General features: G+C 72.5%; 20 protein-coding genes and 1 riboswitch. Of the genes, 8 read left to right on the top strand and 12 right to left on the bottom strand.

Features of this window, described 5'->3' with window-relative positions; genetic code table 11:
- Positions 1 to 5: 5 nt before the first annotated feature.
- Positions 6 to 872: a helix-turn-helix domain-containing protein gene (locus ACZ5WK_RS05505; protein ID WP_465545184.1), complete on the bottom strand. Its 867-nt coding sequence runs from the start codon at positions 870 to 872 to the stop codon at positions 6 to 8.
- A gap of 417 nt (positions 873 to 1,289) precedes the next feature.
- On the opposite strand from ACZ5WK_RS05505, the gene ACZ5WK_RS05500 reads away from it, so the two are divergent.
- The gene (locus tag ACZ5WK_RS05500) at positions 1,290 to 1,820 is read left to right on the top strand and encodes an ATP-binding protein (RefSeq protein ID WP_465545182.1); all 531 of its coding nucleotides are present in this window, start codon (positions 1,290 to 1,292) and stop codon (positions 1,818 to 1,820) included.
- 221 nt (positions 1,821 to 2,041) lie between these two features.
- Here ACZ5WK_RS05500 and ACZ5WK_RS05495 read toward each other — a convergent pair whose 3' ends face one another.
- Complete coding sequence (locus ACZ5WK_RS05495; protein WP_465545180.1) at positions 2,042 to 2,287, bottom strand: DUF397 domain-containing protein; 246 nt, start codon at positions 2,285 to 2,287, stop codon at positions 2,042 to 2,044.
- A gap of 514 nt (positions 2,288 to 2,801) precedes the next feature.
- Between ACZ5WK_RS05495 and ACZ5WK_RS05490 the strand changes: the two genes are divergently transcribed.
- Positions 2,802 to 3,713, top strand: coding sequence for a sirohydrochlorin chelatase family protein (locus ACZ5WK_RS05490; RefSeq protein ID WP_465545178.1), 912 nt, complete (start codon positions 2,802 to 2,804; stop codon positions 3,711 to 3,713).
- A gap of 91 nt (positions 3,714 to 3,804) precedes the next feature.
- Here the strand turns inward: ACZ5WK_RS05490 and ACZ5WK_RS05485 are convergent, their stop codons facing one another.
- Positions 3,805 to 5,907 carry a hypothetical protein gene (locus ACZ5WK_RS05485; protein WP_465545176.1) on the bottom strand — a complete coding sequence of 701 codons (2,103 nt, stop codon included), beginning with the start codon at positions 5,905 to 5,907 and terminating at the stop codon, positions 3,805 to 3,807.
- Between the two features lie 391 nt (positions 5,908 to 6,298).
- Positions 6,299 to 6,463: riboswitch (cyclic di-AMP (ydaO/yuaA leader) on the top strand.
- Between ACZ5WK_RS05485 and ACZ5WK_RS05480 the strand changes: the two genes are divergently transcribed.
- Both ACZ5WK_RS05480 and ACZ5WK_RS05475 read left to right on the top strand, forming a co-directional pair.
- On the top strand, positions 6,448 to 7,731 hold the full coding sequence (locus ACZ5WK_RS05480; protein ID WP_465545175.1) for a transglycosylase family protein: 1,284 nt from the start codon (positions 6,448 to 6,450) through the stop codon (positions 7,729 to 7,731). It overlaps the preceding riboswitch by 16 nt.
- Before the next feature lie 232 nt (positions 7,732 to 7,963).
- Entirely contained in the window at positions 7,964 to 8,164 is a 201-nt protein-coding gene (locus ACZ5WK_RS05475) for a hypothetical protein (RefSeq protein WP_465545173.1), read from the top strand.
- A 59-nt stretch (positions 8,165 to 8,223) separates the two neighbouring features.
- Here ACZ5WK_RS05475 and ACZ5WK_RS05470 read toward each other — a convergent pair whose 3' ends face one another.
- The 5 genes from ACZ5WK_RS05470 to ACZ5WK_RS05450 all read right to left on the bottom strand — a co-directional run bounded on the left by ACZ5WK_RS05470 (position 8,224) and on the right by ACZ5WK_RS05450 (position 14,345).
- Complete coding sequence (locus tag ACZ5WK_RS05470) at positions 8,224 to 9,243, bottom strand: LacI family DNA-binding transcriptional regulator (protein WP_465545171.1); 1,020 nt, start codon at positions 9,241 to 9,243, stop codon at positions 8,224 to 8,226.
- Between the two features lie 25 nt (positions 9,244 to 9,268).
- On the bottom strand, positions 9,269 to 10,969 hold the full coding sequence (locus tag ACZ5WK_RS05465; RefSeq protein WP_465545169.1) for a glycoside hydrolase family 13 protein: 1,701 nt from the start codon (positions 10,967 to 10,969) through the stop codon (positions 9,269 to 9,271).
- A gap of 33 nt (positions 10,970 to 11,002) precedes the next feature.
- The gene (locus ACZ5WK_RS05460) at positions 11,003 to 11,908 is read right to left on the bottom strand and encodes a sugar ABC transporter permease (RefSeq protein ID WP_465545167.1); all 906 of its coding nucleotides are present in this window, start codon (positions 11,906 to 11,908) and stop codon (positions 11,003 to 11,005) included.
- A gap of 43 nt (positions 11,909 to 11,951) precedes the next feature.
- Positions 11,952 to 12,956: a carbohydrate ABC transporter permease gene (locus ACZ5WK_RS05455; RefSeq protein WP_396320113.1), complete on the bottom strand. Its 1,005-nt coding sequence runs from the start codon at positions 12,954 to 12,956 to the stop codon at positions 11,952 to 11,954.
- Between the two features lie 111 nt (positions 12,957 to 13,067).
- Positions 13,068 to 14,345 (bottom strand): extracellular solute-binding protein, encoded by a 1,278-nt coding sequence (locus ACZ5WK_RS05450; protein ID WP_465545164.1) that lies wholly within the window; start codon positions 14,343 to 14,345, stop codon positions 13,068 to 13,070.
- A 308-nt stretch (positions 14,346 to 14,653) separates the two neighbouring features.
- Here ACZ5WK_RS05450 and ACZ5WK_RS05445 point away from each other — a divergent pair, with 308 nt between their 5' ends.
- Entirely contained in the window at positions 14,654 to 15,217 is a 564-nt protein-coding gene (locus tag ACZ5WK_RS05445; protein ID WP_465545162.1) for a GNAT family N-acetyltransferase, read from the top strand.
- Here ACZ5WK_RS05445 and ACZ5WK_RS05440 read toward each other — a convergent pair.
- Both ACZ5WK_RS05440 and ACZ5WK_RS05435 read right to left on the bottom strand, forming a co-directional pair.
- Positions 15,210 to 16,292 carry an aldose epimerase family protein gene (locus tag ACZ5WK_RS05440; protein ID WP_465545160.1) on the bottom strand — a complete coding sequence of 361 codons (1,083 nt, stop codon included), beginning with the start codon at positions 16,290 to 16,292 and terminating at the stop codon, positions 15,210 to 15,212. The genes ACZ5WK_RS05445 and ACZ5WK_RS05440 overlap by 8 nt on opposite strands.
- A gap of 172 nt (positions 16,293 to 16,464) precedes the next feature.
- Positions 16,465 to 19,560, bottom strand: a complete 3,096-nt coding sequence (locus ACZ5WK_RS05435; RefSeq protein WP_465545158.1) for an ATP-binding protein — start codon at positions 19,558 to 19,560, stop codon at positions 16,465 to 16,467.
- 291 nt (positions 19,561 to 19,851) lie between these two features.
- On the opposite strand from ACZ5WK_RS05435, the gene ACZ5WK_RS05430 reads away from it, so the two are divergent.
- Together ACZ5WK_RS05430 and exaC are read left to right on the top strand one after the other, a co-directional pair.
- A complete protein-coding gene (locus ACZ5WK_RS05430) occupies positions 19,852 to 20,799 on the top strand; it encodes a terpene synthase family protein (protein ID WP_465545156.1) in 948 nt (315 codons plus the stop codon).
- A 383-nt stretch (positions 20,800 to 21,182) separates the two neighbouring features.
- Positions 21,183 to 22,706: an acetaldehyde dehydrogenase ExaC gene (gene exaC / locus ACZ5WK_RS05425; protein WP_465545154.1), complete on the top strand. Its 1,524-nt coding sequence runs from the start codon at positions 21,183 to 21,185 to the stop codon at positions 22,704 to 22,706.
- Positions 22,707 to 22,868: 162 nt separating this feature from the next.
- Here exaC and ACZ5WK_RS05420 read toward each other — a convergent pair whose 3' ends face one another.
- Complete coding sequence (locus tag ACZ5WK_RS05420) at positions 22,869 to 23,009, bottom strand: SHOCT domain-containing protein (RefSeq protein ID WP_465545152.1); 141 nt, start codon at positions 23,007 to 23,009, stop codon at positions 22,869 to 22,871.
- Positions 23,010 to 23,153: 144 nt separating this feature from the next.
- On the bottom strand, positions 23,154 to 23,582 hold the full coding sequence (locus ACZ5WK_RS05415) for a DUF6325 family protein (protein ID WP_465545150.1): 429 nt from the start codon (positions 23,580 to 23,582) through the stop codon (positions 23,154 to 23,156).
- 149 nt (positions 23,583 to 23,731) lie between these two features.
- On the opposite strand from ACZ5WK_RS05415, the gene ACZ5WK_RS05410 reads away from it, so the two are divergent.
- Complete coding sequence (locus tag ACZ5WK_RS05410; RefSeq protein WP_465545148.1) at positions 23,732 to 24,055, top strand: nuclear transport factor 2-like protein; 324 nt, start codon at positions 23,732 to 23,734, stop codon at positions 24,053 to 24,055.
- Positions 24,056 to 24,104: the final 49 nt, after the last annotated feature.

The raw sequence follows: 24,104 nt of genomic DNA, 5'->3' as shown, positions 1-24,104 counted from the left end.
GGGCGTCAGCGCTCCTTCAGGATCGACGCGAGCAGGTCGATGGTGCGCTCGGGCGTGAGGCTGTCCACGCAGAGCCGCTCCATGACCTGGATGTACGCGTCGACGTCGTCCCGCTTGTCGAGGTAGAGCGCGCTGGTGAGCTGCTCCAGGTAGACCACGTCGGCGAGGTCCTGCTCGGGGAAGCGCAGGATGGTGAAGGCCCCGGACTCCCCGGCGTGCGCGCCGAAGCGGAACGGCATCACCTGGATCACCACGTTGGCCTGCTCGGCGACGTCGATCAGGTACTGCACCTGACCGCGCATCACCTTGGGCCCGCCGACCGGACGGCGCAGCGCGGCCTCGTCGATGACGGCCCAGAGGCGGGGGCTGTCGCCCTCGGTGAGCAGCTTCTGGCGGCGCAGCCGGAGGCTGACCCGGCGTTCGACCTCCTCCTCGCTGATCACCGGCCGGCTCTGGCCGAACACCGCCCGCGCGTACTCCTCGGACTGCAGGAGTCCGGGGATGAACTGGACCTCGTAGGTACGGATCAGCGCGGCGGCCTCCTCCAGACCGACGTAGGTCTGGAACCAGCCCGGCAGCACGTCGTTGAAGCTGTGCCACCAACCGGACTTGTTGGCCTCGCGGACGAGGCCGAGCAGGGCCTCGCGCTCCACGCCGTCGTCGACGCCGTAGAGGCTGAGGAGGTCGGCGACGTCGCGCTCCTTGAAACTGACGCGGCCGAGCTCCATGCGGCTGATCTTGGACTCCGAGGCGCGGATCGCGTAGCCCGCGTCCTCCCTCGTGATGCCCCGCGCCTCGCGGAGCCGGCGCAGCTGGGAGCCGAGGAGGATCCGGCGGACCATCGAGCCGCCGCCCGGCTGAACTGTGGTCATGCGGTCGAAACCTCCACCTAGGGCAAACAGCGCACAGTCTGCCATCAGTTGAGCGCTCACGGTGCCGATACTGACGGATGTTCCTATCAGTTCTGCACCCCTCGCACCAGGATGCACGTGCATTCGGCGCTTGCATATGCCATTTGAACGACTGCACGTGAATCGACTCTTGCATCTGCAGTGAGCGCAGAGGACCATGGTGCACGTGCACCTGCACATCCCTGGCAATCCCGCGGGCTCCGCGTCGACCCCACGCGCGACTCCGTGCACCAGCCCGGCAGCGCCCCCGCGCCACCGGGCGTTCGTGTGCGCGCGCGCCTGGTCGAGGGGGCGGCCGTGCGGCCGAGCGAGTCGGAGGTGACCGGCATGACCCCGGCGGGTCCAGCCGTGTCCGCCCCCTTATGGGAGGAGCTCTTCATGAGCACCGGTACGGCCTTGGCAGTCGATCCCCATGTGGTCACCTGTACGCTCGCCCCTCGCTACGAAGCCGTCAGAACCGCGCGCGACTTCGCCAGAACCGCTCTTCAGCGCTGGGGCCTGGGCGAGCTGTTCGACGATGTCGCGCTGGTGGCCTCGGAGCTGGTGACCAATGCCCTGCGGCACGCGATCGGCGCGCACCCCGGTTCGGCGTGCAACGCGTCCGACGACTTCGACTTCTCCGGCCGGCCCACGACCGACGGGCGGCTGCCGATCCGAATAAGCCTGGTGCACCGCGCACCGCAGGTGGTCTGTGCGGTCAGCGACCCCAGCAGCACGGGCCCGGTCGCCCGGGAGGCGGACTTCGTCGCCGAGTCGGGCCGCGGACTCCACCTGGTGGACTCCTTCAGCCGCTCCTGGGGCTGGCACCCGCTGGGCGGCGGCAAGGTGGTCTGGGCGATGTTCGAGGCAGAGGAGAGTGCGGCGCACGCCGTCCCCGAACTCGGCGGCCGGCACCGTCGCTCGGCCTAGCAGGAGGACGCCCGGGCCGCTGCACCGACCAGCCCGGCCTGCCGGCCGGCCCGCAGGCCCTGGGGGGGACCACACCACCCCGGGCGCGCGTCAGGCCCCACGCATCGCCCTTCACGGCTCGCACCGGGCGGCGGAGGGAGCCGGCGAGGACGCGCACAAGACAAAGGCCGTCGCGGTGTCAGCACCCACGACGGCCCCCCGATGATGAAGGCGGCGGCCGGTCAGACCGCCAGGTGGTCGAACTCCCCGTCCTTGGCGCCCAGCAGCAGCGCCGCGATCTCCGCCCGGGTGTAGATCAGCGCCGGACCGTCCGGGAAGCGCGAGTTGCGCATCGCCACCTCGCCCCCCGGGAGGGCGGCGAACTCGACGCAGTTGCCCTGAGAGTTGCTGTGCAGGCTCTTCTGCCAGACCACGTCCTTGAGGTCCGCAGCCGCCATCCCGTTGTACGCGTCGTACGTGTTGTACATAGAAATCTCCCGAAGAGCTCCGGAGTGGTCGTCCAGCTCGGCGCCCCGGCGCACAGCCGAACGGCTGGGCCGGCCCCGTACCGGCCCGGCACAACGCCTCACTTGACGTGATGATAGCTCCAGTGCACGTGCATCAGCACGGGACGTTGCAGGTGCACGGGCCGTTCGCCACCAAACTGCAACTCTTCACGACCCCGCCACCTGACGGCACGTAAGCGGACATAGCCGACTGAATCGGCAAGCCGCCGATAACCGCCCGTAGGCGGCTCCCCGCTGAATGTTGATCTTCGAACGCCGGGAGTCGCACCCCCGTGACCCTCCGTCAGACGCCTCGCCGCCTGTGAGACATCTCACGCGCCGGGGGTGCAACGCGGGGGCCCGTCAAGCACGTCTAGGAAGATGTCCGTGGCCACGCGGGGATTTGGCAGCGTATGTCCGTTTTTCGGGCAAGCGGCCTATCCCGGTTCGGCAGCCGACTGCAGGCCGGGCGCCCAGATGTCCTACGATCTCCGCCATGAGCACCGCAGCCATCCCGGGCGCGCCACTGCCCGTCCGCACCCCAGGCTCCCGTGCGCGGGGGCGCCACCGCCGCCCCGAGCGCCCCGAGATCCCGGCCGGGTCCCCGGCCCTGGTGCTCGCGGTGCCCGCGACCGCCGGGCCCGAGTCCCGTTCCGTCGTCGAGGAACTGCTCTCGATCGTGCGCAGCGAGCAGAACGGCGTGCAGACGGCGGCCGGCTACCTCCCGGGCGACGTGAGCGAGGGCGAGTCCGCCGGCAACGAGCACACCGTCGCCGAACTGCTGGCGCACGCCGCCCAGGCGGGCCTGCCCGCTCCGGTCGTGGTGCCGCTGCTCCCCGGCCCGCACGGGTTCCTCGCCGACCTGCACGCACTCGCCGCCGAGTACGGCGCCCACGTGACCGACGTGCTGGGCCCGCACCCGCTGCTGGCCGAGGCCGTCCACGTCCGGCTCTCCGAGGCCGGGCTGGCCCGCGCCGACCGTGCCCGGCTGTTCGCCATCGCGACCGCCGCGGACGGCGTGGTGCTCACCACCGTCGGCGGCCAGGAGGCGGCCGATGCCGCCGGGATCACCGGCATGCTGCTGGCGGCCCGCCTGGCCGTGCCGGTCGTGCCCGCCGCGCTCGACCTGCCCGGCTCGGTGGCCGCGGCCGTCGCCCACCTCCGGGAGATGGGCTCCCAGAACCCGGCGCTGGCCCCGCTGGTGATCGGCCCGGAGGCGGACTCCGAGCTGCTCGCCACGGCCGCCGAGGAGACCGGTTGCCCGTCGGCCGCGCCGCTGGGCGCGTACCCGACGGTGGGCCAGCTGATCGCCTCCACCTACCTGGCGGTACTGCCGGCCGCCGACCCCGAGGCGACGGCCGAGGAGGCCGCTGCCGAGGAGGGTGGCGGGCGGCACGCCGCCCAGTAGCGGCCCGCCGTAGCGGCCCGCAGCACCAGCCCGTACGAAGGGGCCCGGAACGCATCCGTTCCGGGTCCCTTCGGCCGTCCCGCCCGTCCGGTCAGCCGCCCACCCGGGCGGTGGGCGCGGCGGCGTCCCGGAGGCGCAGGGCGGGCAGTTGCACGGGCCGGGACTGCGCGGCGAAGTCGGCCACCGGCGCGGTGCTCGCGTTCCACTGCGGCTGTGCGGTGCCGCCGCCGTCCGCCTTGCGCACCTGGAGCACCTCGGACTGTCCGGCCCGGCGCAGCAGGATGTTCCCGGGCGGCCCGGACTCCGGGTCGACCCAGAGCTCGTTGCCGCCGAACTCGCAGTCCAGCACCAGGATGTCGTCCGGCTTGCCGTCGGGGGTGGCCCGGAATGCGACCCCGGCCCGCCGGTAGCCGGTGAACCGGCTGCGGCTGAAGGTGACGGACTCCCCGGCGAGTTCGTGGTGCGCGGTGGCGACCGCGAAGTCGCTCCGTCCGGCGGCGTCGATCAGCAGCCCGTCGAACAGGCTGCCCTTCTCCCGGCCGAGCGAGTGCAGCAGCACTCCCCCGGCGGCGTTGCCGTGCAGCACGCTCGCGGTGTAGTCGAAGTCGTTCAGGTAGGCGCCGTGCTCGATGCCCCAGCCGCCGTTGTGGTAGGCCGCGAACTCGGTGACCACGTGATGGTGCTGGGCGTTCAGCCAGACGAAGATGCCGTCCTGAAGGTTGTTGTGGGCCAGGCAGCGCTGGAAGGTCCAGACCCCCTCGCTGTTCTCCGGCCACTCGAAGCCGGACGCCCCGTTGGCGCCCTGGACGCCGACGGCCACGCAGTCCAGCGCCTTGCCGCCGGTGCCGGCGCCCAGGTTGAAGCCGGTCAGCCGGTAGGCACGCGGATTGGGCTCCAGCACGGTGCGGGAGGCGACGCAGGACTCGTAGACGATGTCGTCCGACGGCCGCTGCGGGGTGCGGGTGTCCAGCGGGCCGTCCCACCAGTAGGCGTCCTCCCAGGTGTCGTGGCTGATGCAGCTGCGGAAGGTGATGCCGTGGCTGGCGTGCGGGACGTAGGCGTGGTTGCCGGCGTCGCGGACCACCACGCCCTCGACCACGGTGCCGCGGGCGGCGTCGCCGAGCAGGTGGAAGTGGAGCCCGTACCGGCCGAGGACGGGGGCGGTGACCGGCGCGGAGCCGTCCGGTCCCTTCCAGCTCTCCTCGGTCTCGGCGCGCGGGCCGACCCAGCGCAGGGCGGCGTGCCGGACGTCCGCCCGGCGGGAGCTGGTGACGTGGACGTGCGCCCGGCCCGCGGCGCTGCCCTCGACCCGGACGCTGCGGGTCAGGTTGAGCACCTCCGCACCGACCGTGACGCCCCCTCCGGCCGACACCCGCGGGTGGGCGTACTTCAGCGGCGCCCCCAGGGTGACGGTGGATCCGCTGACGGACCGGACGGGGACGAGGTCGTAGCGGGTGGAGAAGCCCTCCTCGTCCGGCGGGCCGGTAGGGGTGACGGCGAGTTCGTCGCCGGGCTGCCAACCGGCGGGCGGGGCGGCCAGGGTGACGGTGGTGTCGCCGGCCCGCAGCTCGCCGGCGGCGCGGACCCAGGCCGTCCTGGCGGCGCCGTCCAGTCGCAGGTACCCGGCGCCGGTGACCCAGAGGCCGACGTCGGTGTCGACCACCTTCATGCCGTCGCCCTGGAACCGCTTCTCGTCGACGGCCGGGAAGCGCAGGGTGTGCACGGCGGCGCCGTCGGGGGCGAGGGCGAGGATGCCGCGGACCTCCACGTTGCCCGCCGAGGCGAGGGTGACGGTGCGGTCGGCGGCGAAGGTGAGCGTGCCCGACGGCTCGACCAGCAGCGAGGCGACGGTGGCGTCGGTGTCGAGCAGCACCTTGTCGGTGATCCGGACGGCGCTCTGCGGGCCTGGTGTCCTGCCGCCCCAGCCGGCCGGGTCGGACCAGCGGCGGCCGCCCTGGTCGACGGTGGGCGCCGCGGCGGGCTGCCCGGGTGCGGCGGGGGTGCCGTCCGGGGTGCCGGCGAGAGGCGGCGCCCCGTGGTCCATCCCCGCCGCGTCCGGGTCCGCCCCCACCGCGCCCGGGTCCGTCCCGTCCGGGTGCGTCGCCGCCGCGTCCGGGCCGCCCAGCGAGCGGCGCAGGATCTCCTCGCCGCTGACCGCCGCGAACACCGTGCCGACGGCGAGCCAGCGCAGCATCGTCCGGCGGCGTACGGGAGTTCGGGGATCAGCGGGCAGAATGTCCGGTCTGCGCCGTTTTGCCCCGCGGTACACCCGGCGACGCCCTTCCGCCGGCCGACCGGCGTCCGGCTCCTCGTCCATGGCCATCGTTGCGTAGCCCTCCCCCCAGACGGCTGCGTCAGTCCTGACCCTCTGAAGCATAGGCAGTTGCGTTGACCCCGACGGGCGTTGCGCGAAACCGGTCATTTCTGATCATGGTGGACAGCCATACGGCACGCGTTCCGTAAACCGTGACGAGCGTCACACATGTTTGCGGTTTGAACTTAAGTCTGCTTAACGTGCTCCCCGTTCGTGGCCACACGGACCCAGCTCATCCGCAACGCCGAGTCCTGCCGTCGGGTGCGCTGGCAGCGCAGAAACGCACCACGGCAGGAGCGGGGGAACCACAGGTAAGTCGCCCCGGACCGGTCCGCGTACCGGTTCAGGGCTAGGGGTGAAGCCGCGTCCACAGCGCGGCCGGGCAACTCCAGCCCGAATCCGACAGCTCACCTCGCAGGCGTGGGAGAGGACCGCATCTTCATGCTGCCCACCAACGGCACCCGCCTGTCCGGCCGTACCCGTCGCGCGATCGCCACCCTCGGCGTCGTCGGCATCGGCCTCACCGTCCCCTGCCTGACCACCGGCACCGCCTCCGCCGCCTCCGTCGCCACCTGGGACAAGGTCGCCCAGTGCGAGAGCACCGGCAACTGGAGCATCAACACCGGCAACGGCTTCTACGGCGGCCTCCAGTTCACCAACAGCACCTGGGCCGCGTTCGGTGGCACCGCGTACGCGGCCCGCGCCGACCTCGCCACCAAGGACCAGCAGATCGCGATCGCCGAGAAGGTGCTCGCCGTCCAGGGCCCCGGCGCCTGGCCCGTCTGCTCCGTCCAGGCCGGTCTGACCAAGGGCGGCACCCCCGCCGCCGTCGACACCACCACCGCCGCCAAGCCCGCCGCGCAGACCCCGGCCCCGGCCGCCAAGCCGGCCACCCAGGCGCAGCCCCAGGCCGCCGCCAAGCCGGCCGCGCCGAAGGCCGACCAGGCCCCGGCCTCCGCCGACTCCGCCAAGCCGCAGGGCGGCCACGACTGGTCGCAGAAGTGGCAGGACAAGGCCGCCTCCAACGACTACACCGTGGCCGCCGGCGACTGGCTCGCCTCGATCGCCGACAAGAACCACGTCCAGGGCGGCTGGGAGCGGCTGTACGAGCTCAACCGCTCCACCCTGACCGACGGCCCGCACGTCATCTACCCGGGCCAGCACCTGACCTTCGGTGACCGCGCCAAGGACCAGGCCTCGGACGAGTCCGGCAAGAACTTCGACTGGTTCAACCGTTCCTCCGGCAACTCCGGCCAGGCCGCCGCGGGCACCGCCGCCGCCAAGCCGGCCGCGCAGGCCCCGGCCGCCCAGGCCGACACCCAGGCGCCCGCGCAGGCCGCCACCGGCAGCATGGCCGCCGCGGTCGCCTTCGCCGAGTCGAAGGTCGGCCAGGCGTACGTCTACGGCGGCACCGGCAACGGCGGCTGGGACTGCTCCGGCCTGACCCAGGCCGCGCTGCGCGCCGCGGGCATCTCCGTGCCGCGCGTCGCCGCCGACCAGGCCGCCGCCTCCACCCACGTCTCGCTGGACGCCCTCAAGCCGGGCGACCTGCTGTTCTGGTCCAACAACGGCCAGGACTCCGGCGTGTACCACGTCGCGCTCTACATCGGCGACGGCAAGTACGTCGAGGCCGCCAACCCGAGCTCGGGCGTGCGCACCCAGACCATCGCCAACTGGGCCCCGGACTTCGCCGGCCGGGTCTGACCCGCAGGTGCGGCTCCCGAGCCGCACCCTACGCCGCAGCCCCCGGGGAGAGTCTGGTCGCTCCTCCCCGGGGGCTGCGGCGTGTCCGGGCCGTTCCCGCCGGGCGTGCGACGCGAATCGTCGGACGCACCCCGGGCCTGCCCGCCGACGGCGGCGAGCGGGGTGGCGAAGACCGTGGTGGAATCGGCGCGCAGCGGGCATGCTGCTGCTTCGCACCCGAGAAGGAGTCTCCATGGCCCAGATCACCGTCACGCTCGACGCCAATCTCGCCATCGACGTGATGATGCTCGCCGGTACCAAGAACCCGCAGGACGCCGTCGAGCTGGTCCTGCGCGACTACCTGGCCCGGGGCCGGCGCACGGAGAACCGGACCGGCGACGCCGCCGACGACCGGCGGGTGAGCCCGGACCGCCCGATCGCCCAGGACGGCTGAACAACGCAACGACCGGGGCCCGGAGAGCAATCCGCTCTCCGGGCCCCGGTCGTTGTCGTTCAGCGGGCGCCGGCGCCCGTGGAGCCGCGCATCACCAGCTCCGGCTGGAACATGAACTCCCCGCGCTGGGCGGCGTCCCCGCCCACCTCCTCCAGCAGGGCGTCGACGGCCGCGGTGGCCATCGCCTCGACCGGCTGGCGGATGGTGGTCAGCGGCGGCTCGGTGAACGCTATCAACGGCGAGTCGTCGAAGCCGACCACCGAGACGTCGTGCGGCACCAGGAGCCCGCGCTGGCGCACCGCGCGGATCGCGCCGAGCGCCATCATGTCGCTGCCGCAGACGATCGCCGTGCAGCCCTTGTCGAGCAGCGCGCCGGCCGCCGCATGCCCGCCCTCCACGCTGAACAGCGTGTGGTGGACGAGCGCCTCGGCCTCCTCCTGCGTCTTGCCGAGCACCTCGCGCATGGCCGCCGTGAAGCCCTCGATCTTCCGCAGCACCGGCACGTACCGGCGCTGCCCGACGGCCAGGCCGATCCGCTCGTGGCCGAGTTCGGCCAGGTGCTGGACGGCCATCCACATCGCGGCCCGGTCGTCCGGCGAGATGAACGGCGCGTCGATCTTCTCGCTGAAGCCGTTGATCAGTACGAACGGCACCTGCCGGCCGGTCAGCCGGGCGTACCGGTCGTGGTCGGCGGTGGTGTCCGCGTGCAGGCCGGAGACGAAGACGATGCCCGCCACGCCCCGGTCGACCAGCATCTCCACCAGTTCGTCCTCGGTGGAGCCGCCGGGCGTCTGGGTGCAGAGCACCGGCGTGAAGCCGTGCCGGCTCAGCACCTGCTCGATCACCTGCGCGAGCGCGGGGAAGATCGGGTTGCTCAGCTCCGGCGTGATCAGCCCGATCAGGCCCGCACTGCGCTGGCGCAGCCGGGTCGGCCGCTCGTAGCCGAGCACGTCCAGCGCCGCCAGCACGGTCTGCCGGGTGGTGGCGGAGACGTTCGCCTTGCCGTTGAGTACGCGGGAGACGGTGGCTTCGCTGACCCCCGCCTGCGCCGCGATGTCTGATAGTCGCGCCGTAGTCACGGTCCCAGAGCCTATTGCAACCACGTCAGACCGCCCACCAGTCGGTGCTGTCCGGAGCGAGCACCGTCTCGCCGCCGTCCACCACGGCGTCCGTGGAGGAGAGCAACAGGCGGCCGGGGGCCGGTATCCGGACCGGCTCGGCGGTGGTGTTCACGGTGCAGACGAAGGAGCCGCGGCGGAACACCAGGGTGCCCTCGGGGCTGTCCAGCCACTCCACGCCGGTGCCGGCGCCGAGGTCGGCCTGCGCGCGGCGGACGGCCAGCGCGCTGCGGTACAGCTCCAGCGTGGACGTCGGATCGCCGGTCTGCGCCTCGACGCTGAGCTGTGCCCACTCGGCGGGCTGCGGCAGCCAGCTCGGGCCGCCGGCCACCGGGCCGAAGCCGTACGGGGCCTCGGTGCCGGACCACGGGATCGGGACGCGGCAGCCGTCGCGGTACCCGTCCTGGCCGGCCTGACGGAAGAACGACGGGTCCTGGCGGACCTCGTCGGGCAGGTCGGTGACGTCCGGCAGGCCGAGCTCCTCGCCCTGGTAGACGTAGGCGGAGCCGGGCAGCGCGAGCATCAGCAGGGTGGCGGCGCGGGCCCGGCGCAGGCCGAGTTCGCGGTCGCCGGCGGTGCGGATCTGGGTGCCGAGGCCGGGCGGGTTGGCGAACCGGGTGGCGTGCCGGGTGACGTCGTGGTTGGAGAGCACCCAGGTGGTGGGGGCGTCGACCGGGCGCATCGAGTCGAGCGAGACGTCGATCACCTCGCGCAGCTCGGCGGCGTCCCAGGAGGTGCCCAGGTACTGGAAGTTGAAGGCCTGGTGCAGCTCGTCGGGGCGCACGTAGTTGGCGGTGCGCTGGACGGTCGGGGTCCACGCCTCGGCGACGCCGATCCGCTGGCCCGGGTACTCGTCGAGGATCTTGCGCCAGCTGCGGTAGATCTCGTGCACACCGTCCTGGTCGAAGAACGGCATGACGTCGTTGCCGAGCAGCTTGAGCTGGTCGGCGCCGCCGAGGTCGGGCAGGCCGGGGGCCTTCACCATGCCGTGCGCGACGTCGATCCGGAAGCCGTCGACGCCCATGTCCAGCCAGAACCGCAGGATCGAGCGGAACTCGTCGGCGACGGCCGGGCTCTCCCAGTTGAAGTCGGGCTGCTCGGGGGCGAACAGGTGCAGGTACCAGTCGCCGGGGGTGCCGTCCGGGTTCTGCGAGCGGGTCCAGGCCGGGCCGCCGAAGATGGACTCCCAGTCGTTGGGCGGCAGTTCGCCGTTCTCGCCCTTGCCCGGACGGAAGTGGTAGCGCTCGCGCAGAGGGGACGCAGGACCCTCGCGCAGGGCACGCTGGAACCACTCGTGCTGGTCGGAGGAGTGGTTGGGGACGAGGTCCACGATGATCCGCAGGCCCAGCGCGTGGGCGTCGCGGATCAGCCCGTCGGCGTCCATCAGGTTGCCGAACATCGGGTCCACCGCGCGGTAGTCGGCCACGTCGTAGCCGGCGTCGGCCTGCGGCGAGGCGTAGAACGGCGACAGCCAGACGGCGTCCACGCCGAGGTCGCGCAGGTAGGGCAGGCGGCTGCGGATGCCGGGCAGGTCACCCATGCCGTCACCGTTGGAGTCGGCGAAGCTGCGCGGGTACACCTGGTAGATGACCGCGTCCCGCCACCAGCCTCTGGACGCGCCGGCGCTGGCCTTGTGAGCGGTGGCGTCGGCGGCGGGCCGGGAGGTGTCGGCCAGGTTCTGGGTCATGGACGGTATCCCTTGGGACTAGAGAGCGGCAGGTCAGGACTTGGAGGCACCGGCGGTCAGGCCGGTGACCAGGTGACGCTGCACCAGGTAGAAGAGAACCGAGGACGGGATCGCGATCAGCACTGCGGTCGCCGCCATCAGGTTCCACTGGGCGTCGTGTTCGCTGACGAAGGTCTGCAGGCCGACGGCCAGGGTGTACTTGTCGGAGCTGAGCATGAAGGTGGAGGCGAAGGCCACCTCGGCCCAGGCGGTCAGGAAGGAGTAGAACGCGGCGACCGCCAGGCCCGGACGGGCGAGCGGCAGCACCAGCCGCCAGAAGGTGCCGATCGGGGTGAGCCCGTCGACCCGGCCGGCCTCGTCGATCTCCACCGGGATGGTGTCGAAGTAGCCCTTCAGCAGCCAGGCGCAGTACGGCACGGTGGTCGTCGAGTAGACCAGGATCAGGCCGGCGTAGCTGTCCAGCAGGCCGAGCTCGGAGAGGATCGTGTACATCGGCACGATCAGTACCGCGATCGGGAACATCTGCGTGACCAGCAGCGACCACATCAGCGGCTTGTGACCGGGGAAGCGCATCCGGGAGACGGCGTAGCCGGTGGTGGCGGCGATCAGCACGCCGAACACCGTGGTCACGCCGGAGACCAGGAACGCGTTGCCGAACCAGGTGAAGAAGTCGGTGTCGAACAGCACCGTGTGGTAGTTCGACAGGGTCATCTTGTCGAGGATCTCGCCGGGGTGGAGGTAGTCCGTCTTGTCCGGGCCGAGCGAGACGTAGAGGATCCAGACCACCGGGAACAGCGCGATCAGACTGGCCAGGATCAGGGTGCCGTGGGCCAGCGCCTTGCCGAGCGGGCTGGACTCACCGCGACGACGGGACTTGACCTGCTTGGCGGCCGCCGCCGGGGCGGCGAGGGCGGTGGGTCGTTCGGTGGTGGTGCTCATCGGGGTTACCTGCCTTCGTGAGTCGCTTGGTTACCGGTCGGCGTCAGCCGTTGGCCTGCTCGTTGCGGGCGAGCCAGCGCCGGTAGAAGGAGGTGAAGACGATGAGGATGGACAGCAGGATCACGCCGTACGCGGCGGACTGCGCGTAGTCCCGGGGCTGCTGGCCGAAGCCGAGCCGGTAGGCCCAGGTGACCAGCAGCTGGGCGTCGGGCGCGCCGTTGGCGCCGAACAGCAGGAAGATGACGGCGAACTGGTTGAACGTCCAGATCACGCCGAGCAGCACCACGGTGGAGGAGACGGTGCGCAGCCCCGGCAGGGTGACGTGGCGGAACCGCTGCCAGGCGGTGGCGCCGTCCATCTCGGCGGCCTCGTACAGCTCGGCCGGGATCGACTGCAGGCCGCCGAGCAGCGAGATCATCATGAACGGCACGCCGACCCAGGTGTTGACCAGGATCGCGGCGGCCTTCTGCGCCAGCGGGTCGTCCAGCCAGCCGGGTTCGGGCAGGTGCAGGGCGGAGAGCAGACCGTTGACGGCGCCGCCGTCGGCGAGCATCAGGCGCCAGGAGAAGACGGTGACGAAGGTCGGCACGGCCCAGGGCAGGATGAGCAGCATGCGGTAGACCGCGCGGCCGCGCAGCTTCTGGTTGAGCAGCAGGGCGAGGCCGAGGCCGATGGTGTAGTGCAGGCAGACGCAGAGCGCCGTCCAGGCGATGGTCCAGACGAAGTGCGACCAGAAGCGGTCGTACGAACCCGGGCCCCAGAGGATGTCGGCGTAGTTGTCGAAGCCGACGAAGTGGTAGCTGGCCGGGATCTCGTTGACACCGATCTTGCGGGCGGCGTTGAGACTGTTGGCGTCGGTGAGGGTGAGCCAGATGCCCTCGGCGAGCGGGTAGAGCACCAGTGCGCCGAGCACCAGCACGACCGGCGCGATCATCGCGTAGGCGTACCAGTGCTTGGCGTACGAGCGCTTGAGGCGCTCCATCAGGCCCGGACGCGGATCGCGCTCCCGGCTGCCCTGGCCGGTGGCGCCCTGCACGGCGACTGACATGTTCGACACCTTCTCGGGGAGGTCCGCCGCCTCGCTACGGCGACTGCTGCTACGGGTCCGGCCGTCCGGCCCGCCGGGGAGGTGGCGGCGGGCCGGACGGCTTCAGGGGTGCTACTTCGCGAAGCCCGGGAGGAGCTTGGCGTAGTCGGTGGCGACGGTGTTCAGGCCGTCCTGGGTGCCGGTGCCCTGGACCACCTTGCCGAGGTTGGTGCCGAGCGAGGCGAACAGCGAGCTGTACTCGGGCAGTTCGGGGCGGGGCCGGGCGCTGGTGAGCACGGCCTGGAAGCCGGCGATGCCGGGGTCGGCCTTGACCTCGGGGGTGAAGGCGTCGGCGCGGGTCGGCAGGGTGGAGTTCTTCTGCGCGATGAACGACTCGCTCTCGGCAGAGGTCATGAAGGCGGCGAACTTCTCGGCCGCGGCCTTGTGGGCCTTGTCCGATCCGGCGTAGACGGAGATGTTGTGGCCGCCGGTGGGGGCGCCGGCCTTGCCCCCGGAGCCGGCCGGGACGGGGGCGATGCCGAGGTTGTTCTTGTCGGCGAACGCGGTGCCCTTGTAGATGTTGGTGATCTCCCAGGGGCCCTGGATGATCGCCGCGACCTTGCCGCTGTTGAAGGCGTCCATCATGTGCGCGTAGGCGTCGGTGGTGACGTCGGCCTTGGCGGTGCCCGGCGAGGTGAACATCGTCTTGTACGTCTCGATGCCCTTGACGGCCTCGGGCGAGGTGACGGTGATCTTCTTGCCGGCGGCGTCGACGGTGTCGGTGCCCTCGCCGAACAGGAACGGCATCGCGTAGTAGCCGTCGGCGGCCTTCAGCCAGAAGCCGTCCACGCCGGCCTTCTCCTTGACGGCGGCCGCGGCGGTCTTCAGCTCGTCCCAGGTCTTGGGGGCGGCGGTGATGCCGGCCTTGGTGAAGAGCTCCTTGTTGTAGAGCAGGCCCAGGGTGTCGGTGACCAGCGGGACGCCGTAGAGCTTGCCCTCGTACTTGGCCTGCTGGACGAGGCTGGGCTGGAAGGCGCCGGCGTCGGCGGCGGCCGCGGTGCCGTCGAGCGGCTCCAGGTAGCCGGCCTTGGCGAAGGCGGCGGTCCAGCCGACCTCGGAGCGGAACACGTCCGGAGCGCCCTTGGCCCCCATGGCGGTCTGGAGCTTGTTCTGCGCCTGGTCGAACGGCACGTTGACGAAGTCGACCTTGACGTTCGGGTTGGCCTCTTCGAACTTCTTGACGAGAGCCTGGTAGTTCGGGGCCTCGTTGGTGGCGTTCGACGTGTCCCAGTAGGTGAGGGTGACCGGCCCGTCGGCCTTGCCGTCCGAGCTGGAGCCGCTGCTGCCACAGGCAGCCATCGAGACCGCGAGGGCCACAACGAGGGCAGAGGCCGCGATGCCACGCCGCATGAGAACTCCTTGGGAGGGTGGGGGTGCCCGAGATGTTGTGAGACAGGCGCATAATGGCTGCCTCGTGCCGACCGCACCGTTGCTGCCGTCGGGCTCGGAAGGAAGTTAACAGCGGCGCAATCATCACCGAAAGTCCTTGCAGCAAGTTTCTGCAAGAAATGGGGATCGTTACGCCCGCGTGTCCTGGACGTGGCCGCACGGTAGTTCACAGGCGGCGCTTCCGCTGCGGTTTGTCCGATTCACCCCGGTGTGGGACCCCGCCATTAATACGCTGCGTTGCGGAAATGTCTTGCAGCAGACTGGTCCCCATGCGCATCAGAGTCGCCACCAGGGAAGAACTGCCGCTGCTGGGCGAGCTGGAACGGGCCGCCGGGGCACCGTTCGCCGCCATCGGGATGCCGGAGATCGCCGAGGACGCCCCGCCCACCGTCGACGAGCTGGCGCACTACCTGGACGAGGGCACCGTGCTGGTCGCCCTGGCCGAGGACGGCGGCGCGCCCGTCGGCTACCTGCTGGCCGAGCCGGTGGACGGCGCGCTCCACATCGAGCAGGTCTCCGTCCACCCCTGCCACGCCCGCCGCGGCATCGGCCGGGCGCTGATCGAGCACCTGGCGGCGGGCACCGACGCGCCCGCCCTCACCCTCACCACCTTCGCCGACGTCCCCTGGAACGCCCCCTACTACGCCCGCTTGGGCTTCCGGCCGCTCGACGGCGCCGAGGTCACCCCCGGCCTGCGGGAGATCCGCCGCCTGGAGGCCGAGCACGGGCTCGACCGCTGGCCCCGGCTCTGCATGCGCAGGGAGCTCGGTGAGGTCGTCCCGCCGGTCTTGCCGGGCGTGCGCCGAACGGCCGGCCGGCCAGGACCTAGCTGATCCCCAGCCGCAGCACGGTGGTCGAGCGGAACTCCCCGCCCGGGCGCAGCTCGGTGCTCGGGAAGGCCGGGTGGTGCGGCGAGTCGGGGAAGTGCTGGGTCTCCAGCGCGACCCCCGCGAACGGCCCGTACGGCACACCGCTCGCGCCGGTCACCGCGCCCTGGAACTTGTTGGCGGTGTAGACCTGCACGCCCGGCTCGGTGGTCAGCACCTCCAGGGTGCGGCCGCTGGCCGGGTCCTCCAGCAGCGCCGCCCGGGCCGGGGTGCCGTCGGCCGGACGCGGGCGGAGCACCCAGTTGTGGTCGTAGCCGCCGGGCCCGGTCAGCTGCGGGTGCTCGTCGTGCACCGATTTGCCGATCGGCCGCGCGGTGGTGAAGTCGAACGGCGTGCCGGCCACCGGCTCCGTCCGCCCGTACGGGATCTGCCGGTGGTCGGCGGGGGTGTACTCGTCGGCGTCCAGGGTCAGCAGGTGGCCGAGGATGTCGCCGCTGCCCTCGCCGGCGAGGTTGAAGTACGCGTGGTTGGTGAGGTTGAGGACGGTCGGCTTGCTGGTGGTCGCGCGGTAACCGATCACCAGCTCGCCGGCGGCGCTCAGCGTGTAGTCGACGGTCACGTCGAGCGCGCCGGGGAAGCCCTGGTCGCCGTCCGGGCTGTGCAGGTGCAACCGGACGCCGTCGGGCAGCGGCCGGGCCTCCCACATCCGGTGCGCGAAGCCGTCCGGGCCGCCGTGCAGGGTGACGCCGCCGCCGGTCGGGGCGAGCGGGTGCTCCTCACCGTCGATGGTCACCTTGCTGGCGTCGATGCGGTTGGCGTAGCGGCCGACCACCGTGCCGTAGTGCCGGGCCGGGCCGAGGATCTCGGCGAGCCGGTCGCCGGCGAGCAGCAGCTGTGCGGGCCGGCCGGCGCGGTCGGGGGCGATGAGGGTGTGCAGGGTGGCGCCGAGGGTGAGCACGCTCGCCTCGTACGGGCCGGCCCGCAGCGTCCAGCGCTCGATCGCGGCGCCCGCGCCCGAGGGTTCGAGGGGTTCGCGCCGCACGCTGGTCTCCTGCGACCCGTTCGCCGGGGGCGTCGCCATGGCCTGCTCCTCACTGGCGGCCGCGGCACACCGCGACCCCCTGGTACCGGGTCCGTCCGGGGCTCGCGGCCCCGTGGGCCAGCGTAGTCAGCGGGGCAGCGGCGCGGGCGCTCCTGCCGCCCCGCGCGCCGCCGTCGCGCCGCCGTCCGCCGACCCCTCGAAAAGGCCGCCGTTACTCCGACGTACCGTCGCGCTGCTCCGCCGTTCCTTCGGGCCGCTCCGCCGTGCCACCCTGCGGGTCCGCCGCGCCCTCACGCCTCTGCGCCGGGCCCTCGCGCCGCTCCGGCGTACCGTCGCGCTGCTCGGGCGGCAGGCCGAGCGCCGAGGCGAGGCCGTCCGGGCCGCTGCCCGCCTTGCGGTACACGGCCGCGAGCCGACGGCTGACCAGGCTGAGGTGGACGCCCAGCTCCTCGGCGATCCGCTGCGGCGGCACACCCCGGACGGCGAGCCGGGCGACGTCCCACTCGGGCTGGCTGAGCATCTCCCGGACGTCGCCGAGGCGGTTGGGCCGCAGGCCGTAGTTGGCCAGCTCGCGGCGGGCCCGGTCGACCAGGCCGTCGGCGGCGCAGTGCTGGGCCAGCTCGATGCCCTGGTAGAGGAACTCCTGGGCGTCCTCCAGCCGGCCGACCCGGCGCAGCGCGGCGCCGAGGTCCACCAGGGCGACGGCGTGCTCGTAGCCGGCGGGCGACTGCCCGAGGTGGCGCACGGCCTCCTCCAGCAGCTCGACCGCCTGCTGGCCGTCCTCGATCTCGGCGTGCAGCCGCAGCGCGGTGCCGATGGCCGAGGCGGTGCCGAACCGGCGGGCGTCCCGGACGGAGCGCTGGGCGTACGCGCGGGCCCGCTCGGGCTCGTCCTCGGCGAGCGCGATGGCGAGGTGGCCGGCCCAGGGCGCCCAGACCGTGTTGTGCCAGCCGCGGGCGTCCAGCTGGGCGCCGGCCTCGGTGAGCGCGGCGGCGGCCCCGGCGTTGCGCCCCTTGGCGAGCAGCAGCTTGCCGTAGAGCGAGGCCGCGTCGGGCAGCACCATCGCGGTGGCGTGGTAGGGCGGACCGAACCCGAAGCCGATCGCGAGGTCCCAGGCCTCGTCGATGCGGCCGCGGGCGATCAGGGTGTCGACCAGGACGCCGACCGCGTCCCAGGCGAGCGGCAGCTTGGGGCCGATCCGCTCGGAGAGCCGCAGGGCCCGGCGCAGGAAGTCCTCCGCCTCGGCGAGCAGACCGCGGCGGAACCGGGCCAGGCCCATCAGGAAGTACGCGAAGCCCCGGTGGGCACCGCTCCAGCCGGCGATCTCGAACTGGACGATGGCGTCGCCGAAGAGCCGCTCGGCCTGGGCGATGCGGTCGCTGTAGGTGTAGGCGAGGCCGAGCGTGGCGGGCAGTTCGAAGCCCCAGGTGTTGTCGGTCCAGCCGAGGCCCTTGGGCAGCCGGCCCTGGTCGAGGACCTGGTCCGCGTGGCGCAGCACCTCGGCGGAGGACTCGCCGCGCAGGGTGAGGTCCCAGGCGCGCAGCGCGAGGACGGCCCGGTCGGCGGCCTCGCGGCCGGTGAGGCTGCGGCAGAGCGCGCCCAGCCGCGCGGAGCGGGCCGGCCCGTCCTCCTCGGACTTGCGGTAGGCGTGCCACATGAACGAGGCGGCCTCCAGCCGCAGCCGCCCGGCCGGGTCGTCGACCGTCTGCTCGGCCTCCTCCTGGCAGACCCGCGCGGCCTCGCCGAGCTGGCCGCTGTGCGCCAGCACCTCGGAGAGCCGGAAGGTGGCGTCGACGCGGAGCGAGGGGCGCAGCGGCCCCTCCTCGGGGTCGAGCGCGAGCTTCAGCTGGTTGACGGTGGCCATCGGGTCGGTCAGCAGTGCGGAGCAGCCCAGCTCGTAGAGCACCTCGGCGCGGATGTCGTCGTCCGGCGGCTCGGCGAGGGCGCGGTGCAGGCAGCGCTGAGCGGCCTCCGGGGCGCCGATCAGGAGGTGCTCGCTCGCCGCGCGGCGCAGCTTGCGGACGGTGCGGTCGTCACCCTCGCCGGGGAAGGTCTCGACCAGGTGGCGGGAGGCGGCGAGCAGGCCGAGCCCGGCGTTCTCGATCTCGGCGGCGGCCACGCCGTGCATGCCGGTCCGGGTGGACTCCTTCATCGTGTTGTAGATCGAGCTGCCGATCAGCGGGTGGACGAACTCGAGGTTCCCGTTGGGCGTCTGGGTGAGGACGCGCTGCTTGCGCAGTTGCTTGATGGACTCGCGGGAGCCCTCGGGGCTCTGGGTGGAGATCCGGGCGGCGAGGTCGGGCCGGATGTCGGTGCCGAGCATGGCGCAGGCCCAGGCGAACCGCAGGGTGCTGGCGCCGAGCCGCTCCAGCCAGCCGGTGAGGGTGGTCCCGGTGGCGTCGACGGCGAGTTCGCGCAGCTGCTGGGAGTTCTCCTCGACCGGGTCGAGCTCCTGGTCACGGACCTGGTTCAGGAGGGCGACGGCCTCGAAGGGGTTGCCGCTGACGACGTTCCAGAACTCGTAGCAGAAGGCGTCCTCGGCCTTGTCGCCGAGCTCGGCGCGGACCATGTCGGTGACGGAGACCAGGGTGAGCCGGCCGAGTTCGTGCCGGCGGGTGGCGAGCGCGGTGACGGCGGCCTGGTGCTCCTGGGCCTCGGGCTGCCAGTCCGCGATGTCGTCCCGGTAGGCGAAGACCAGCAGGACGGGCAGTTCGCTGGCGCGGAGGGCGAACTGGGAGAGCCAGGCGAGCGATTCGAGGTCGGACCAGTGCAGGTCGTCGACGATCATCACCAGCGGCGCCCGGCGCGGGGCGAGCTGGGTGAGGACGTAGTCGAGGCCGTCGCGCACGCCCTGCGGGTCGAGCCGGCGGGCACCGGCCTTCGGCTGCTTGAGGCCCATGGCCGGACCGACGACCTCCTCCCAGGTGCCCATGACCTGCCGGAACTCGGACGGGGCGAGGCCGCCGAGGACGGGCTGGAGCAGCTGGCGCAGGACGTGGTACGGCTCGTTGGACTGGCGCTCGCCGCCGCGGGCGAACAGGACGGTGGCGCCCTCGCGGAGCTTGGCGATCCGGCGGACCTCGTGCAGCAGGCTGGTCTTGCCGATGCCGGGCCGGCCGGAGAAGGTGAGCAGCTCGCCGATCTCGGTGCCGCCGGCGGCGAATTCGCGGCAGAGCTTCTCCACCGCGGCCTCGGCCGACCGGAGTTCGGCATCGCGGTCGCGCAGCCTGACCCGGCTCGGTGCGGCGTCCGACTCCCGCCCTCCGGTACCCGCCCCCGCCCGAAGTTCGTGTCCCTGCTCGGTCACCGTCGTGCCTCCGCCTCGCCGTACCCTGCTCGTGGAGCCGAGATTAGCGCCGCGGGGGGCGTGCTGTTCGGTGTTCGCCCAGGCTGGGACGGAGATTGAGGGTTCGGACAGTTTGCCAAGGGCAATTGCCCTATATCCCTAACGTCCGATCATTGCATCGGATACTCTACGGCCCGCCAGGCTAGTTGATCTTGCCATTTCCGACCCGCGCTGTCGAGTCCCGCCCCCAACTCCCCCACGCCCAGCACCAGCACCACCAGCGCCCCCACCCTCCGCCGCACCGGGAGTCCGATGTCTGACGACACCTCACTTCAGATTCCGTTCCCGCACCGTCGCAGTCCCCACGGGCCGTATGCCACCGAACTGCACCGCGAGTGGCTGACCCGGCACCCACTGCTCCCCGACCCCGCGCACCCCTCCTACGCGCACTGGGACGTGGTGGACCTCGCCGCCCTCGGCTACCCCGACTCCGGGCCGGACGAACTCGCCCTGGCCGCCGACCTGATGGGCTTCTACTTCCTCTTCGACGACCAGTTCGACGGCCCCCTCGGCCGCCGGCCCGCCGAGGTGGCCCCGATCTGCGAACGGCTCATCGCCGTCCTTCACGGCGCCCGCCCCGACCCGGGCTCCGCCGTCGAGACCGCCTTCGCGGACCTCTGGGAGCGCAGCGTGCGCGGCATGCCCGCACGCTGGCAGGCGCGCGCCGCTTACAACTGGGAGTGGTACCTGGCCAGCCACCCCGCCGAGGCCGCCGGCCGGATCTCCGAGCGGCCGCCGGACCGCGACGGCTACCTGGCCCTGCGCCGGGGCACCGCCGCGATGGAGACCATATTCGACATGGTGGAGCGCCTCGGCCACTACGAGGTGCCCGCCGCCGTCCTCCACCACCCGGTGCTCCGCCAGATCCGCCAGCTCGCCGCCGACATCCCCTCGCTCAGCAACGACGTCCGCTCGTTCCCGCTGGAGGAACCGCGCGGAGACGTCAACAACCTGGTGATGATCGTGCAACGGGAGCGCCGCTGCTCGGCCGAGGAGGCCTGCGCGGTGGTGATGGACGAGGCCCAGCTGATGGTCGAGCGCTGCCGCGAGCTGTACGACCGGCTCCCCGACGTCCACCGGGAGCTGGGCCTGGCGCGGGTCGAACGGGCCGTCGCCCAGCGCTACGCCGACGGCCTGGTCACCTGGCTCGCCGGATACCTCAACTGGGAGTCCCGGACCGGCCGTTACCTCACCGCCTGAGCCCGCCCGGGCCTGGCTGGGCCCGCCACCCGGCCCCCACCGGGGCCTGCCCGGGACACCGCTGGGCGCATCCAGGCCCACCCCAAGCACCTCCGGGCACGTCCGGGCCTGCCCGGGGCACCTCCGGGCGCGTCCGGCCCACGCGAGCCCGGCGGCGGAAAACGGCCGGAACACCGCACCCTCCGTGGAGGGCCGCAGTACGGACCGTAGCCGAAGCGGCCGTCCACGGCTAGGGTGCCAACCGGCGGTGCGCCCCGGCGGCGCCCGGCCCACGTGCGTGTCCGTTCCCTCCGCCGGGCCGCCGGGCCACCCGTCCGCGGTCCGGCGCACCGCCCGGCCCGCGCGCCGCGGCGGCGCCCCGACAACGAGGAGGCACCGAGAACATGACGGTCTACCAGCCCCCCGGCAGCCCCGGATCCATCGTCAACTACCGTTCCCGGTACGAGCACTGGATCGGCGGCCGGTGGACTCCTCCGGTCCGCGGCGAGTACTTCGAGGACCCCAGCCCGGTCACCGGCGAGGTCTTCACCGAGGTCGCCCGCGGCACCGCCGAGGACATCGAGGCCGCGCTCGACGCCGCCCACGCCGCCGCGCCGGCCTGGGGCCGCACCCCGCCCGCCGAACGCGCCCAGGTGCTGCAACGGATCGCGGACCGGGTTGAGGCGAACCTGGAGGCGCTGGCCGTCGCGGAGAGCTGGGAGAACGGCAAGCCGGTGCGCGAGACGCTGGCCGCCGACCTGCCGCTCGCCGTCGACCACCTGCGCTACTTCGCCGGCGCGCTGCGCGCCCAGGAGGGCGGCCTCTCCCAGCTGGACGAGGACACCGTGGCGTACCACTTCCACGAGCCGCTGGGCGTGGTCGGCCAGATCATCCCGTGGAACTTCCCGATCCTGATGGCGGTCTGGAAGCTCGCCCCGGCCCTGGCCGCCGGCAACGCGGTGGTGCTCAAGCCCGCCGAGCAGACACCGGCGTCGATCCTGGTGCTGGTCGAGCTGATCGCCGACCTGCTGCCGCCCGGCGTCGTCAACGTGGTCAACGGCTACGGACTGGAGGCCGGCCGCCCGCTGGCCTCCAGCAGCCGGATCCGCAAGATCGCCTTCACCGGCGAGACCACCACCGGCCGGCTGATCTCCCAGTACGCCAGCGCCAACCTGATCCCGGTCTCGCTGGAGCTCGGCGGCAAGAGCCCCAACCTGTTCTTCGCCGACGTCGCGGCCGAGCAGGACGCCTTCTACGACAAGGCGCTGGAGGGCTTCGCGATGTTCGCCCTCAACCAGGGCGAGGTCTGCACCTGCCCGAGCCGGGCACTGATCCAGTCCGCGGTCTACGACCGGCTGCTGGCCGACGGCCTGGAGCGGGTGCGGTCGATGCGCCAGGGCAACCCGCTGGACACCGAGACCCAGGTCGGCGCCCAGGCCAGCGACGACCAGCTGAAGAAGATCCTCGCCTACATCGAGATCGGGCAGGCCGAGGGAGCCAAGGTGCTGGCCGGCGGCGAACGCGCCGACCTCGGCGGGTCGCTCGCCGGCGGCTACTACGTGACGCCCACCGTGTTCGAGGGCGTCAACAGCATGCGGATCTTCCAGGAGGAGATCTTCGGACCGGTCGTCTCGGTCACCCGCTTCGAGGACTTCGACGACGGCATAGCGCTCGCCAACGACACCTTGTACGGCCTGGGCGCGGGCGTCTGGACCAGGGACGGCAGCACCGCGTACCGGGCCGGGCGGGCCATCCAGGCGGGCCGGGTCTGGACCAACTGCTACCACGCCTACCCGGCGCATGCGGCATTCGGCGGTTACAAGAACTCCGGCATCGGCCGGGAGAACCACAAGGCGGTGCTGGAGCACTACCAGCAGACCAAGAACCTGCTGGTCAGCTACTCCCCCGACGCCCTCGGCTTCTTCTAGGCCCACCCCCGGGAGCGTGGGGTGTCCGGCCTCACCCGGTGAGGCCGGCGCCCGGGAACGCGGAGTGGGAAGCCGGACCGGCCGACTTCCCACTCCGCCACCACTCCCCGTGGTCCGCGGCCGGGCACCCCGGACGGGGCGCCGGCGCGTTTTCTCCCGGGCTCACCCCCCGAGCAGCCGCGCCTTCGCCGCCGCGAACTCCTCGGGGGTGAGCAGGCCCTGCTGGGCCATGCGGCCCAGGTCGGCGAGCTTGTCGGCGATGTCCGGCGCGATGTCCGGCGCGCCGCCGGGCGCGGTCCGCACCGCCTGCGGGGCCGGTGCGGCGACCTGCTGGACGGGCTGGACCCACTGGACACGCTGGACCCGGACGGGCTGGGCCCGGGTGCGCCCACCGGCCGTATCACCCGCACCGGGCGGATCGGGCGCGAGGGTCGGAACACGGCGTCCTCACTTCCCGGCCGCGCGGTGCGCCTGGGCCGCACGGACGGCCTCGTCGATGTGCTCCGGCGGGATCCGGACGCCCGAGGCGATCCGCCCCCCGACCGCGCGCAGTGCCTCGGCGGCCTCCTGCGCCCAGACGTGTTCGATCAGCACCAGCAGCGCCACCGTCCCCGGCGCCAGCAGCTCCGCCGCCTCCTGGGCGTCCTCCGGCCCGATCAGCGGCAGTCCGGCGTTCCCGTCCGGGACGACACCGCACAGGTGCTCGAAGTCGGCGAGTTCGCCGTACGTCGTCTCGCCCTCCGGGTGCCGTGTCACCACGAGGGAGTCGAGCACGCGGATGTCGCCCGCGGTGCGCAGCTTGCCCAGTGCGGTGGCCGCCTCCACGGTGATGGTCTGCTGCGGGAACGTCAGGACGAGCAGTTCGGCCGGACCCATACGGGCCTCCCTTCTCCGCGCAAATCGCCCATAGCCGGATCTAAGTACACGAATTTGGAAAATATCCGACTCGCCGCCGACATTCCCGGACACGCCCGGGCGACGCAATAAACAGGAAGTCCACACCCGTCGTCCCCCTGGGAGACCCCATGACCATCGCCATCGCCAAACTGTCCGACCCGACCGTCCGCTCCTTCGTCGCCGCGGTCAACGCCGGCGACCGGGCCGCCTTCCAGGCGCTGCTCGCCCCGGGCGCGACCATGTCCGACGACGGATCCGACCGGGACATCGACGACTGGACGGAGCGGGAGATCTTCTCCAGCCGCGGCCGCATGGACGTCCAGTCCGAGTCCGACGGCGGGCACGCGCTGGTCGCCAACTACAGCAACGACACCTGGGGCGAGATGCGCACCGCCTGGCGCTTCGTCGTCGACAACGGGAAGATCTCGCGCTTCGAGACCGGCCAGGCCTGACGCGGGCCCTGCCTGACACCGGCAGGCCGCACGCGGCACGGCTCTGCCC

Source organism: Kitasatospora sp. NPDC032757 (assembly GCF_055579305.1).
The sequence above is the reverse complement of the archived record's forward strand: the minus strand, read 5'-3'. Positions and strand labels throughout refer to the sequence as shown.